The 11,726-nt window shown below is 66.8% G+C and carries 15 protein-coding genes; 10 read left to right on the top strand and 5 right to left on the bottom strand.

The features are described 5' to 3' along the window. Positions 1–38: 38 nt before the first annotated feature. Together rbsD and AC07X4_RS22770 are read left to right on the top strand one after the other, a co-directional pair. Positions 39–428, top strand: a complete 390-nt coding sequence (gene rbsD / locus AC07X4_RS22775) for a D-ribose pyranase (RefSeq protein WP_218340531.1) — start codon at positions 39–41, stop codon at positions 426–428. Between the two features lie 125 nt (positions 429–553). Continuing rightward, positions 554–1,486 (top strand): MBL fold metallo-hydrolase, encoded by a 933-nt coding sequence (locus AC07X4_RS22770; RefSeq protein ID WP_494741411.1) that lies wholly within the window; start codon positions 554–556, stop codon positions 1,484–1,486. A gap of 96 nt (positions 1,487–1,582) precedes the next feature. Here the strand turns inward: AC07X4_RS22770 and AC07X4_RS22765 are convergent, their stop codons facing one another. Beyond that, the gene (locus tag AC07X4_RS22765; RefSeq protein ID WP_494741410.1) at positions 1,583–2,182 is read right to left on the bottom strand and encodes a DUF4124 domain-containing protein; all 600 of its coding nucleotides are present in this window, start codon (positions 2,180–2,182) and stop codon (positions 1,583–1,585) included. Positions 2,183–2,299: 117 nt separating this feature from the next. Beyond that, a complete protein-coding gene (locus tag AC07X4_RS22760) occupies positions 2,300–4,285 on the bottom strand; it encodes a lytic transglycosylase domain-containing protein (protein WP_494741409.1) in 1,986 nt (661 codons plus the stop codon). 14 nt (positions 4,286–4,299) lie between these two features. On the opposite strand from AC07X4_RS22760, the gene AC07X4_RS22755 reads away from it, so the two are divergent. The 3 genes from AC07X4_RS22755 (at position 4,300) to AC07X4_RS22745 (ending at position 6,014) form a co-directional block, all read left to right on the top strand. Further along, positions 4,300–4,872, top strand: a complete 573-nt coding sequence (locus AC07X4_RS22755; RefSeq protein WP_395457994.1) for a 5-formyltetrahydrofolate cyclo-ligase — start codon at positions 4,300–4,302, stop codon at positions 4,870–4,872. A 132-nt stretch (positions 4,873–5,004) separates the two neighbouring features. Then, complete coding sequence (locus AC07X4_RS22750) at positions 5,005–5,697, top strand: glutathione S-transferase family protein (protein WP_494741408.1); 693 nt, start codon at positions 5,005–5,007, stop codon at positions 5,695–5,697. A gap of 8 nt (positions 5,698–5,705) precedes the next feature. Further along, positions 5,706–6,014, top strand: coding sequence for an NIPSNAP family protein (locus tag AC07X4_RS22745; protein WP_494741407.1), 309 nt, complete (start codon positions 5,706–5,708; stop codon positions 6,012–6,014). Between the two features lie 23 nt (positions 6,015–6,037). Here the strand turns inward: AC07X4_RS22745 and AC07X4_RS22740 are convergent, their stop codons facing one another. Further along, entirely contained in the window at positions 6,038–6,493 is a 456-nt protein-coding gene (locus AC07X4_RS22740) for a hypothetical protein (protein WP_108499394.1), read from the bottom strand. 39 nt (positions 6,494–6,532) lie between these two features. On the opposite strand from AC07X4_RS22740, the gene AC07X4_RS22735 reads away from it, so the two are divergent. Both AC07X4_RS22735 and AC07X4_RS22730 read left to right on the top strand, forming a co-directional pair. Continuing rightward, positions 6,533–7,792: a multifunctional CCA addition/repair protein gene (locus AC07X4_RS22735; protein ID WP_494741406.1), complete on the top strand. Its 1,260-nt coding sequence runs from the start codon at positions 6,533–6,535 to the stop codon at positions 7,790–7,792. 108 nt (positions 7,793–7,900) lie between these two features. After that, the gene (locus tag AC07X4_RS22730; RefSeq protein ID WP_494741405.1) at positions 7,901–8,359 is read left to right on the top strand and encodes a GNAT family N-acetyltransferase; all 459 of its coding nucleotides are present in this window, start codon (positions 7,901–7,903) and stop codon (positions 8,357–8,359) included. 21 nt (positions 8,360–8,380) lie between these two features. On the opposite strand, the gene AC07X4_RS22725 is transcribed toward AC07X4_RS22730, so the two are convergent. Both AC07X4_RS22725 and AC07X4_RS22720 read right to left on the bottom strand, forming a co-directional pair. Beyond that, a complete protein-coding gene (locus AC07X4_RS22725) occupies positions 8,381–9,022 on the bottom strand; it encodes a DUF1109 domain-containing protein (protein ID WP_099731337.1) in 642 nt (213 codons plus the stop codon). Next, complete coding sequence (locus tag AC07X4_RS22720; protein ID WP_494741404.1) at positions 9,019–9,564, bottom strand: sigma-70 family RNA polymerase sigma factor; 546 nt, start codon at positions 9,562–9,564, stop codon at positions 9,019–9,021. Before AC07X4_RS22720 ends, AC07X4_RS22725 begins: the two co-directional genes overlap by 4 nt. Before the next feature lie 212 nt (positions 9,565–9,776). Between AC07X4_RS22720 and AC07X4_RS22715 the strand changes: the two genes are divergently transcribed. The 3 genes from AC07X4_RS22715 to AC07X4_RS22705 are packed head-to-tail and all read left to right on the top strand — an operon-like array spanning position 9,777 to position 11,682. Next, on the top strand, positions 9,777–10,070 hold the full coding sequence (locus AC07X4_RS22715; RefSeq protein ID WP_056059544.1) for a BufA1 family periplasmic bufferin-type metallophore: 294 nt from the start codon (positions 9,777–9,779) through the stop codon (positions 10,068–10,070). A gap of 2 nt (positions 10,071–10,072) precedes the next feature. Continuing rightward, complete coding sequence (gene bufB, locus AC07X4_RS22710; RefSeq protein WP_494741403.1) at positions 10,073–10,921, top strand: MNIO family bufferin maturase; 849 nt, start codon at positions 10,073–10,075, stop codon at positions 10,919–10,921. Next, the gene (locus AC07X4_RS22705) at positions 10,912–11,682 is read left to right on the top strand and encodes an HvfC/BufC family peptide modification chaperone (protein ID WP_494741402.1); all 771 of its coding nucleotides are present in this window, start codon (positions 10,912–10,914) and stop codon (positions 11,680–11,682) included. The genes bufB and AC07X4_RS22705 overlap by 10 nt, the downstream gene beginning before the upstream one ends. Positions 11,683–11,726: the final 44 nt, after the last annotated feature.

Raw genomic sequence — 11,726 nt, 5'->3', positions numbered from 1 at the left:
GTGGCGCACAGCCCCCAACCGCCCGCCTGGAGCCCCCTGTGAAACGCACCGCCCTGTTGCACGCCGAACTCTCCCATGCCATCGCCACCCTGGGCCACGGCGACATGCTGGTGATCGGCGATGTGGGCCTGCCCATCCCCAACGGCCCGCGCCGCATTGATCTGGCGCTCACGCCCGGCATCCCGGCCGTGGCCGATGTGCTGCGCGTGGTGCTGGAAGAAATGCAGGTCGAGAAAGCCGTGATCGCCACCGAAGCCATGGAGCGCAACAGTGGCCAGTTGCCCACGTGGTGCCAGCTTCCGGTGGTCCCTGGCACCGTATCGCACGATGAGTTCAAGCGCCTGACCCAGCAGGCCCGCGTGATGGTGCGCACCGGCGAATGCACGCCGTATGCCAATGTGATCCTGGTGGCGGGCGTCACGTTCTGACACAGCCTGGGCGGCCAGGCTGCGGGTTTTGGAGGACTTCGGGCAGGCACGACCTGCGGTACGCTGGGCAGCAGCCCACGGCGCGGCGTTGAAGCCCGCCACCGAAGCCCCGAATTCCTGCACCCATGCCCACCACAGCGCCCCACGATCTCCTGCCCCCTGAAATCACCGTTCTCGAACGCGGCTGGCTGTCAGCCAACAACATCCTCTTCATCGGCCAGCACGACACAGCCCTCGTGGACACCGGCTATTGCAGCCATGCCGAGCAAACCGTGGAGCTGGTGCGCGATGCTCTCGCGGGCCGCAGGCTGGACCGCCTGCTCAACACCCACCTGCACAGCGACCACTGCGGCGGCAATGCCGCACTGCAAAAAGCCTGGCCCGGCGTGCTCACGGCCATACCGCCCGGCCAGGCCGACCATGTGCGCCAGTGGGATGCCTATGCGCTGAGCTACACCCCCACCGGGCAGGAGTGCCCACCCTTTCGGGCCGACACGCTGCTGGTGCCGGGCTCGTGCGTGCTACTGGGCGACAAGCCGTGGCAGGTGCATGCCGCGCCGGGGCACGACCCGCACTCGGTGGTGTTGTTCGAACCCCAGGGCCGCGTGCTGATCTCGGCCGATGCGCTGTGGGAAAACGGCTTTGGCGTGGTGTTCCCGGAGCTGGAGGGCGACGATGCCTTCGCCCAGGTGGGGGCCACGCTGGACCTGATTGAAACGCTGTCGCCCCAGGTCGTGATCCCGGGCCACGGGTCGGTGTTTGCCGATGCGCCCCGCGCCATCGACGGCGCCCGTCGCCGCCTGGACGGCTTTGTGCACAACCCGGGCAAGCACGCGCTCTATGCGGCCAAGGTGCTGCTCAAGTACAAGCTGCTCGAATGGCAGCAGATCGGGATTGCCGACCTCACGGCCTGGGCGCAGGCCACGCCGTATTTCGGCATGCTGCGTGCACGGCACTTTGCAGCGCAGACCGAGGCCGAATGGCTGCAGAGCCTGGCAGATGAACTGGTGCGGTCAGGCGCCGCGGCGCGTCAGGGCGAGGTGCTGCACAACGTGTGAGGCTTGGCGCCTCGGCATCACTGGGTGCCGGTGCGTGCCCTGACGGAGGGACCCCGCCGCTGGCGCAAAGCGCCTGGGCGGATCAGCACAACGCCGTCAGTGTTTGTATTGCTTGTCGCAGCCCGTCACGTGGTTCTTGCTGCTGGACATGCACTGGTAGAACGACTTCTTGTTGCCCGAGGCGCCCTGACAGTCCGACACGCTGTACTTGCCCTTGGCCTCGCGGATTTTGGGGGCGGCGGAATCAAACGCTGCCTGCGTCATGTAGCCATCGCGCACGTTCTTCTGGCCCACCTCCAGCATCAGGTCGGCCTGGTAGTGAATGTTGTCAACGGCCACGGCGCAGTTCAGGGGCACCTGCTGGCTGTCCACGGTGCCCAGCGATTTCTTGAGCCCTTCGCCAAACTCCTCCACGTCCTTGGAGACCTTTTTGGTGCCATCGGGGTTGTACTGCTGGCCCGCCTTGGCGCTGGCGCCCTTGTTGCCGGATGAGGTGCTGCCGCCACTGGTGCCGTTGTTGCTCTGCAGCTTCAGTGGCTCGGCATCCTGCTTGGCGGGCGAGGGCTGCGAGCCGTAATGGGTCTTGCCCTCGGCATCCACCCATTTGTACACGGGTTGCGCCTGCGCGCCCACGCTCCACGCCGCCGCCGCCGCGGCCATTGTGGCCACACAGGCCATCCATGCCAGTTTGCCCATCACACCCTCTCTTTTTTTAATGAAACCCGGCTAAGGCGCTAGTTGAATATGCGCCTTCAGCTCCTCTATTGATAGCAATCCAGATACCTTTCGCCCCCGCCGGCGAGCAACAGGGCCTCAGGGCAAGTCCTTGTTCACCTCGGGCAGGTTCGCGTCGCGGGGGCCAATGGTGCCCAGGCGGCTCTTGAGCGACTGGGGCAGGCCGGTGAGGATGGCTGCGTAATTGGTGGTGTTGGAGAGCACCTTCTTCACGTAGTCGCGCGTCTCGGCAAAGGGCACGTTCTCGGCCCAGATGGCGGCGTCCAGCACCGGGCCGTTGCGCCAGCTGCGCGGGCGGCCGGGGCCCGCGTTGTAGGCGGCCGCGGCCATGGGCATGGAGCCCGCAAAGTCGTCCAGCGCCAGCTTGAGGTAGGCCGTGCCGATGGTGATGTTGGTGTCGCGGTCGGTGATCTGGTCGGGCGTGAAGTTGGTGAGGCCAATCTTCTTGGCCGTCCAGCGGGCCGTGGCGGGCATCACCTGCATGAGGCCCGAGGCACCGACATGCGAGCGGGCATCCATCACAAAACGGCTTTCCTGGCGGATCAGGCCGTACACATAGGCCGGGTCGATGCCGATGCCTTGGGCACGCTCCACCACGGTGCTGCGAAACGGCATGGGAAAGCGCTGCGTGACGTCCACCACGCCCTTGGTGCGTTCGCTGGTGTTGATGCAGCGGTCCCACACCTCGCGCTGGCAGGCGAAGTCGGCGGCGGCCAGCAGTTCGCGGTCGGGCATGCCGCCGCTCTGGTGCAGGTTGGTGGTGTAGTTCCACTCGCGCACGCCTTCGCTGCGCAGGCCCAGCAGGATGGCGTACAGGGCGCGGTTGAGCCCCGGGTTGGCGCGGGCGGCAGCCTTTTCTTCGGCGGTGAGGGGCGCGGGAGCGGGGGGTGTGGTGATGCGCTGGCCCAGCTCTTCGAGCGCCAGCTGCTCATAGAAGCCGCGCGTTCCGGCAATGCCTTCGAGCAGTTGCCGGGCTTCGGCGCGTTCGGCATCGCTCACGCGGCCCGCCAGCAGCGAGCGCGCCTTCCAGTACACCCAGGTGCTGTCCTGGCGGCCTTCAGGGCCCATGGCATCCACCGCCTTGCCCACGGCCTTCCACTGGCCGGCGCGCAAGGCGGCACGCACCTTCCAGCCCAGCAGGTCGTCATTGAGGTCGCTGTCCTTGGTCACATTGGCGAAGTAGCCGTGGGCGTTGCTGGCCAGTTTCTGCGCAGCGGTCTTGCCGATCACGCCCCAGGCCCAGTTGCGCTCTTCGGCCGAGAGGTGCACGCCCCATTTGTTCTCCAGCTGGTAGGCCGCGCCGTCCGGGTCGCTGGTGGCCAGCTTCAACAGGGCGAGCAGCACCAGTTCCTGCCGGGCCTTGCCGGCCGCCGTGGCGCGCGAGAGCAGGTATTTGCTGGGCGCATCGAGCACATCCTTGAGCTGCGGTAGCGATTCGGGCGAAACGATCTCGACCGCCGAGCGCACCACGCGGGGGCGGTTGGCCTCCACGCCCAGGCGGGCCTTGCGCCACACGTCCAGGGCCGAGAGCTTCTTGTAGCCATACAGCTCGCGCGCGGCGTGGGTGCAGCCATCGTCGGCGTCGCGGATCGCATACCAGTTGCTGCGCACGTCCTCGGCCACGGTGGCCGATGCCGTGCCCTTGATCTGGTCGATCAGCAGCGCGTAGCAGCGCACTTCGCGGTCGTCCGACATGCGGTAGCTGGGGTGCTGGTCGGCAAACTGGCCCCAGTCGCGCCGCTGGCCCAGCAGCAGCAGCCAGTCGTTGCGCAGGCGGTCTTCCTGGTAGGTGCCGGCGTAGCGCTGCAGGAAGGCCTGAATCTCCTGTGGCGAGGCCTCGCCCAGACGCACGCGCAACTCCCAGTAGGCGGCCCAGGGCTCGAGCGCATGGCCGCGTGCTGCAGGCAGCAGCTGCGCGAGCTTGTTGCGGTCGCCCTTGCGGAACGCCTGCTGCATCTCCAGCAGGGTATCGTCACCACGGTTTTGCGCCATGACAAGGGGCGCGGTGGCAGCCAGCAGGGTGGCGGCCACAAGGGGTGTCAGAATCGCTCTGAGAAATTGCATGGGGGAATTATCTGATGGACAAAGCAGCCCTTCGGCGCGCATTGATAGAAGAACGCCTCAACCTGCCCGACCGCCTACAGCGGGCCGACCTGTTACAGCAGGTGATGCGCATCTGGCTGGTGAACCGGCCGGATACGGTGATCGGCGCCTACTGGCCCATCAAGGGCGAGTTCGACCCCCTGCCCGCCCTGCACCGCTGGAAGGAAGACGGCGAGCTGCTGGACGAACCCCTGCGCCGCCGCATCGGCCTGCCGGTGGTCAACAAGCAGCACAAGACCCTCACCTTCCACGCCTGGTACCCCGGCTGCCCCATGGAAGAGGACGCCTATGGCATCCCCAAGCCCAAGGACACCGAGGTCATCGTGCCCACGCTGCTGTTTGTGCCCTGCGTGGGCTACGCACCGGGTGGCTACCGGCTGGGCTATGGCGGCGGCTTTTACGACCGCACGCTGGCGACGCTGCAGCCCAAGCCGTTCACAGTGGGCCTGGGCTTCACCCATGGCTACCTGGACGACTTCGAGCCCGAGGAGTTCGACCTGCCACTCGACGCCATCCTGAACGACAACGGCGTGGTCTGGCCCATCTGATCCCCGGCCAGGCAGACCTGCACGATGGCCTGTGATGCCGGCAGCGCATCATTCAGGCCAGTTTTTGGCATCGCTGACGCGCCCGGCAGCCGCTAGCATGGCGGGCTGACCTCTTCATCTCAGGTGCCCAACATGCTCAAGCTCTACATCGGCAACAAGAACTACTCGTCCTGGTCCATGCGCCCCTGGGTGCTGCTCAAGCAGGCGGGCATCGTCTTTGAAGAAGTGCGCGTGCGCTTTGACAGCTTTGACGCGCAGTCGGAATTCAAGCGCACCATCGGGGCCGTGAGCCCCACGGCCAAAGTGCCCGTGCTGGTGGACGGCGACCTGGTGGTGTGGGACACCCTGGCGATTGCGGAGTACGTGGCCGAAACCCACCCCGACAAAAAGCTCTGGCCCACCGACGCCAAGGCCCGCGCACGCGCCCGTAGCGTATGCGCCGAGATGCACAGCGGTTTCACCGCCCTGCGCAGCCACTGCCCCATGAACATCGAAGCGAACCTTGCCGACACCGGCGCCCTGATCTGGCGCGACCAGGCCGGCGTGCGCGCCGACGTGCAGCGCCTAGTGGAGATGTGGAGTGCGCTGCTGCAAGAACACGGCGGTCCGCTGCTGTTTGGTGAATTCACCGTGGCCGACGCCTACTTTGCCCCCGTCTGCATGCGCCTGCATACCTACGCCCTGCCCGTGCCTGCGACCATCCAGGCCTATGTGGATCGCGTGCGCGCCCTGCCCGGCGTGCAGGCATGGATCGACGAGGCACTGGCCGAAAAGGACTTTCTGGACTTCGAAGAGCCCTACCGCCTGCGCCATACCGAAGGCTGAGCACCACCATGGCCGTCACCATCTACCTGCGCTATGTGCTCAACTCCAGCAAGCTGAAAGAGTTTGAGCACTACGGAAAACTGTGGATTCCGCTGGTCGAGAAGTTCGGCGGCCAGCACCACGGCTACTTTATGCCCAGCGAGGGCGCCAACAACATCGCGCTGGCGCTGTTCACGTTCGAGAGCCTCGCCGCCTACGAGGTGTACCGCCAGCAGTCGATGCAAGACGCGGAGTGCCAGGCGGCGTTCCGTTATGCCGAAGAGACGGGGTGCATCGTGAGCTACGAGCGGAGTTTTTTCCGCCCCGTGTTCCACTGACCCGGCGGGGCCGTGCAGCCCCGTTACCGGAACTGCTTGCGCAAGAACGCCTTGTGCCGCGCGATGTGCGCCAGCTGGGCTGGGGCGATGGTGCCGCCCAGATCTTCGTCCTCGGTGTTGAGCACCTGGTTCGCGTAGGCCATGGCGCGGGCCACCACCTCTTCCTCGCTCACGCCCTGGGTGGATGCAAGGTCCATCGCCACGCGGCGCATGGCGCGCTGCGACAGCATCCACATCGCGCCGAAGGAATCCCATGCGGCCGCCACCTCCTTGAACTTGTCGTGTTCAGCCAGGATGTCGTTGAGCGGCTTGGCCAGGATCTCCTGCAGCGCCTCCACCTGGGCCTTCAGGGCCTCGAACTGCGCCTCGCGCTGCAGTGCCTCGGCGGCCGCATTGGCGGCGGCGTCAGGCGCCTGGGGCACGGGCACGCTGCCGTCGGGGTTGAGCTGGGCAATGGTGAGGTCGGACGATAGGGACATGGTGGCGGGACTATACGACCCTCGTCCTAAACTACGCCGATGCAAATCTATATGGTGGGCGGCGCCGTCCGCGACAAGCTGCTGGGCCGACCGGTGAATGACCACGACTGGGTGGTGGTGGGCGCGACGCCTGAGCAGATGCTGGCGCAAGGCTACCTGCCCGTGGGGCGCGACTTCCCCGTCTTTTTGCACCCCGAAACACGCGAGGAATACGCGCTGGCCCGCACCGAGCGCAAGAGCGGGCGCGGCTACCGGGGCTTTGTGGTGCAGAGCTCGCCCGATGTGACGCTGGAGGAAGACCTCTCGCGCCGCGACCTCACTATCAATTCAATAGCATCCAGCACAGATGAATCCGGCGCCACCCGCCTTTTTGACCCCTACCACGGCGAAAAAGACCTCCGTGCGCGCGTGCTGCGCCATGTGACCGATGCCTTCCGCGAAGACCCGGTACGCATCCTTCGCGTGGCGCGGTTTGCTGCGCGCTTCACCGACTTCACGGTGGCGCCCGAGACGATGCAGCTGATGCGCGAGATGGTCGCGCATGGCGAGGTGGACCACCTGGTGGCAGAGCGCGTGTGGCAAGAGCTGGCGCGCGGGCTGATGGAAGCACAACCCTCGCGCATGTTCGAGGTGCTGCGCGAGTGTGGCGCACTGGCCGTACTGCTGCCCGAGGTGGCGCGCCTGTGGGGCGTGCCCCAGCGGGCCGAGTACCACCCCGAGGTGGACACCGGCGTGCACCTGATGATGGTGCTGGACATGGCCGCGCGGCTGCAGGCGCCACTCACCGTGCGCTTTGCCTGCCTGGCGCACGACCTGGGCAAGGGCACCACGGCCGCCGATGTGCTGCCGCGCCACATCGGGCACGAGGAGCGCAGTGCCGAGCTGCTGAAAAACGTGGCCGAGCGCCTGCGCGTGCCCGTGGACTGCCGCGAGACCGCCGAGGTGGTGGCGCGCGAACACGGGCACATTCACCGCAGCGCCGATTTGTCGGCCGCCGCGTTGGTGCGCCTGCTGGAGCGCTGCGACGCCATCCGCAAGCCCGAGCGGTTTGCCGAGATCCTGTTGGCCTGCGAATGCGATGCGCGCGGGCGGCTGGGGTTTGAAGAGTCCGCGTATCCGCAGCGCCCCCGCCTGCTGGCCGTGCTGGCAGCCGTCCAATCGGTCGTCACGCGCGAGATTGCGGCACAGGCCGCCGCCAGGGGACAAAGCGGCCCGCAGGTGGGGGCGCTGATCCACCAGGCACGGGTCGAAGCCGTGGCGCAGTGGCTGCACACCCAGGCGCACGGTACCACCACCTGACCGCGTGCGCTACGTCGCCAAGATCGGTCCAACCCTCCCTACAATCCGCGTCCGCTCGCACTCTGGAAAGGGTGCATCTTTTGGCTTTTTTGCGATCACGACGCCTCCATGACCTCTGTGCACATCCGCCCCGCCACTCCGGCAGACGCCGACACCATCGCGCCGCTGTTGGATGCCTACCGGCAGTTCTACGAACAGGCAGCAGACCTGGCCGGAGCGAGGGCCTTCATTGCAGAGCGGTTGGAGCGCGAGGAGTCCGTGATCTTGCTTGCGATGGATGGGGCACAGGCAGCGGTGGGCTTTTGCCAGCTCTACCCCACGTTCTGCTCGGTGGAGGCAGCGCCCATCTACACGCTGTACGACCTGTTCGTGGCGCCCGCAGCGCGCAAGACCGGGGCCGGGCGCAGCTTGCTGCTGGCGGCAGAAGCGACGGCCCGCGCCCATGGCAAGGTGCGCATGGACCTGACCACGGCCCACACCAACACCACGGCGCAAAAACTCTACGAATCGCTGGGCTGGACGCTGGACACAGTGTTCCGCGCGTACAACAAGCGTGTCAGCGCCTGAAGCTCCATTCCCCCACCAGCGCTACCAGCGCAGCAGACGCGGCCCCAGTACAGCCCCCAGAGCAGTCGGTATGGCCATGCCCGCCAGATACCACACCGCCAGAAACGGGGTGGCCATCTCGGGGCAATGCAGGGCATACACCAGCGCCCCCAGCGCGCCTGCCAGCAAGCCAGCGCCCGCTCCTGCCCACGCCAGCCGCGTGGGCGCAGCGCCCTTGAGCGCCCAGAAGCCTCCAACGAACGCCGGGACCGACAGCAAGGCGATATTGAAGGGACAAGTCCGCCAGGTGCTGCCCAGAATCAGCGGCACACGCTCCGCCGCAGGCACCTGCCACAGAGCCCCCAGGGCCATGGCCCACAGCACCAGCGGCGGCACTGCCAGCCACAGGGCTGCGAGGCCCAGCGGCATGCCCGGGCGGGCCATGCGGCGCAGCAGCGCTAGGCCAGCGGCTGCCAGGGCGGCCGCAAACACCAGCTTGCCCCAGAACATGGGCAACGCCATGGTCGCCAGCAGGTCAGGGCGCAGACCGAACAGGGCCAGCATCAGCCCCCCGGCACCGGCAATGCCCACAGCGCTGGCGACAGCAAACCGTCGCTCAATAGCGACGGGCTGCACCGGCCGGTCATCGGTGGCCAGCAGGTGGATCAATTCATCGGTTTTCATGCCATTCCCCTGATCTTGGCGGCCAGGGCCTTGAGCCCCCGGTGCACGCCGACTTTGACGGCCGACTCCGACAACCCCGTGAGGCGCGCCGTCTCGACCACCGACAACCCTTCCAGCTTCACATACTCAATGGGCAGCCGCTGCTTGTCTGGCAGCGTGCGCAACAGTTGCCCCAGGTCTCGCCGGGCTTCGGCAGCCTCGCTGTCGCTGGTGGCAAACAACTCGTCGGCATCGTCCAGCGGGTCGTTGCGGCCCTCCTTCACGGCATGCGAGCGCAGCCAGTCGATGAGCTTGTAGCGCGCAATCGCATGCGCCCAGGCCGTCACCGGCATCTCGGGCCGGTAGGTGTGGCGCTGGTTGTGCACGGCCAGCAGCGTCTCCTGCACCAGGTCTTCCACCTCATCGGGCCGCTGCGCCAGGCGGCGGCGCAGGAAGGCGCGCAGGTGGGCGCTCAGCTCCTTCAAAAAACGCTGGTAAGCGGCTGCATCGGCATCCAGCCCCCGCATCAGCAAGCCGCGCAGGCGCTCTTCCACTATCTCCATGGTGTCTCCCTGCAAAGAATTCGTATGCCGGGGCCAATGGGTTACAGGCAACACAAAAAATATTTGCGCAACGCCGCCACGATTTTTTGAGCAGTGCTGTAACCCGCCTGCTGCACAGCCCGAATTACAACGCAGATCGGGCCACTCAATGCGACCTCAGTGCCGCCACCCGGTCGGATTCAACCTTTATCCAACCCTCGGAGAACCGTACCATGACCACTCGCACCCTCAGCCTCGGCGCCCTCGCACTTGTTGCCCTGACCTCTGGCGCCGCCATGGCCCAAACCAACGCCGCCCCCATGGACGGCGCCAAGCCTGCCATGGAGAAGTGCTACGGCGTCTCGATGGCTGGCAAGAACGACTGCGCTGCAGGTCCCGGCACCACCTGCGCGGGCACGTCCAAGATGGACTACCAAGGCAACGCCTGGAAGTTTGTGCCCGCAGGCACCTGCACCACCATCAAGACGCCCAAGGGCATGGGCATGCTGACGCCCATGAAGAGCTGACCATGGCATCCCCTCTCACCGCCGGCCTGGGTCTCAAGCCCCAGCACTACGACGAGGCGCTGCGGTGCACTGCCCCCGGCCTGTGGTGGGAGGTGCACCCCGAGAACTACCTGGCCGACGGCGGCCCGCGCCTGGCCTGGCTGGAGGCCATCCGTGCGTGCCACCCAGTGGCACTGCATGGCGTGTCACTGTCGCTTGCGGCCGATGCGCCGCCCAATGAGGCCTACCTGGCGCGCCTGGCCGCCCTCGCAAGGCGCGTGGAGCCCGCCATCATTTCAGAGCACCTGGCCTGGTCCACCTGGCGCGGGCAATACCTGCCCGACCTGTTGCCGTTTCCACGCACGCACGCGGCACTGCACCGCATCGCCGGCAACATCGCCCGCACGCAGGATGTGCTGCAGCGCCCCATCGCCATCGAGAACCCCACGCATTACCTGCACATCGACGGCCACGACTGGGCGGAAACCGATTTCCTGGCAGAGCTGGTGCTGCGCACTGGTTGCACACTGCTGCTGGACGTGAACAACGTGTACATCAGCGCCAACAACCTGGGATTTAGCGCGCAAGCCTACCTCGAAGCTTTCCCCCTGCACGCCGTGGCAGAGATCCACCTGGCAGGCCACCATGCCGACCCGATGCATGGCAATGCTCTGCTGATCGATAGCCACGATGCGCCCATCGCGCCAGCGGTGTGGGCGCTGTACGAGCAGGTGATGGCGCGCACCGGCCCCGTGCCCACCCTGATCGAACGCGACGACCAGTTGCCTACCTTCAATGAACTGCTGGCCGAGCGGGAGCAGGCCCACCGCGCGCTCGCCCATGCACAGCCCCGGGAGGTTGTATGCCGCTGAGCACCTTTCAGGATGGCTTCTCTGCCGCGCTGCTCGGCCATGCTGCAGATGCACCGTGGCTGTCCGCATTGGAAGCTCAGCCCGGTTTTGCCGTGTACCGCAACACCGTGCTCAAGGGCTGCATCGATGCGCTGCAGGCCAATTACCCCACGGTGTGCCAGCTGGTGGGCGAAGACTGGTTCCGCGCCGCTGCGGCGGTGTTTGCCCGCGCGCAGCCGCCGCGTGACGGCCTGCTGGTGGACTATGGCGCGGGGTTTGCCGACTTTCTGGCCGGTTTTGCACCGGCGGCCGAACTGCCCTACCTGAGCGCCGTGGCGCACCTGGACCGCTGCTGGACCGCATGCCATCTGGCGGCAGACGCCACCGCCGTGGACCGCCAATGGCTGGCACAGCAGGCCCCTGACACCTTGCCCCACGCATCACTGCAGCCGCACCCCGCCGCACATTGGTCCTGGTGCGAAGAACATCCCGCCTACGCCCTGTGGCACAGCCACCGCGAGGGCCTGGCCCTGCCCGAGGCCTTGGACTGGCACGGCGACGGCGCACTGCTCACCCGGCCCCATGCGGAAGTGATATGGCGGCCCCTTTCCCGCGCCGGCGTGGCGCTTCTGGACGCCTGCGCCCAAGGCCTGCCGCTGGAGACTGCCGCCACCCGCGCCCTGGAGGCCGACCCGGCGACCGACTTTGCCGCCCTGATGACCAGCCTGCTCGACGCGGGCGCCTTGACGACCACCAACCCACACACCACCCACACCGGCTGAGGAGCCCACCATGCACATCCCCAACACCCCGGCCACCCACGTCC

The organism is Acidovorax sp. GW460-11-11-14-LB4 (genome assembly GCF_059423685.1).
The sequence above is the reverse complement of the archived record's forward strand: the minus strand, read 5'-3'. Positions and strand labels throughout refer to the sequence as shown.

Coding starts and splice junctions, on each gene's coding strand:
- bufB (WP_494741403.1), top strand. CDS start 10,073: ATGGCATCCCCTCTCACCGCCGGCCTGGGTCTCAAGCCCCAGCACTAC.
- AC07X4_RS22715 (WP_056059544.1), top strand. CDS start 9,777: ATGACCACTCGCACCCTCAGCCTCGGCGCCCTCGCACTTGTTGCCCTG.
- AC07X4_RS22735 (WP_494741406.1), top strand. CDS start 6,533: ATGCAAATCTATATGGTGGGCGGCGCCGTCCGCGACAAGCTGCTGGGC.
- AC07X4_RS22740 (WP_108499394.1), bottom strand. CDS start 6,493: ATGTCCCTATCGTCCGACCTCACCATTGCCCAGCTCAACCCCGACGGC.
- AC07X4_RS22755 (WP_395457994.1), top strand. CDS start 4,300: ATGGACAAAGCAGCCCTTCGGCGCGCATTGATAGAAGAACGCCTCAAC.
- AC07X4_RS22770 (WP_494741411.1), top strand. CDS start 554: ATGCCCACCACAGCGCCCCACGATCTCCTGCCCCCTGAAATCACCGTT.
- AC07X4_RS22750 (WP_494741408.1), top strand. CDS start 5,005: ATGCTCAAGCTCTACATCGGCAACAAGAACTACTCGTCCTGGTCCATG.
- AC07X4_RS22760 (WP_494741409.1), bottom strand. CDS start 4,285: ATGCAATTTCTCAGAGCGATTCTGACACCCCTTGTGGCCGCCACCCTG.
- AC07X4_RS22765 (WP_494741410.1), bottom strand. CDS start 2,182: ATGGGCAAACTGGCATGGATGGCCTGTGTGGCCACAATGGCCGCGGCG.
- AC07X4_RS22720 (WP_494741404.1), bottom strand. CDS start 9,564: ATGGAGATAGTGGAAGAGCGCCTGCGCGGCTTGCTGATGCGGGGGCTG.
- AC07X4_RS22730 (WP_494741405.1), top strand. CDS start 7,901: ATGACCTCTGTGCACATCCGCCCCGCCACTCCGGCAGACGCCGACACC.
- AC07X4_RS22725 (WP_099731337.1), bottom strand. CDS start 9,022: ATGAAAACCGATGAATTGATCCACCTGCTGGCCACCGATGACCGGCCG.
- AC07X4_RS22745 (WP_494741407.1), top strand. CDS start 5,706: ATGGCCGTCACCATCTACCTGCGCTATGTGCTCAACTCCAGCAAGCTG.
- AC07X4_RS22705 (WP_494741402.1), top strand. CDS start 10,912: ATGCCGCTGAGCACCTTTCAGGATGGCTTCTCTGCCGCGCTGCTCGGC.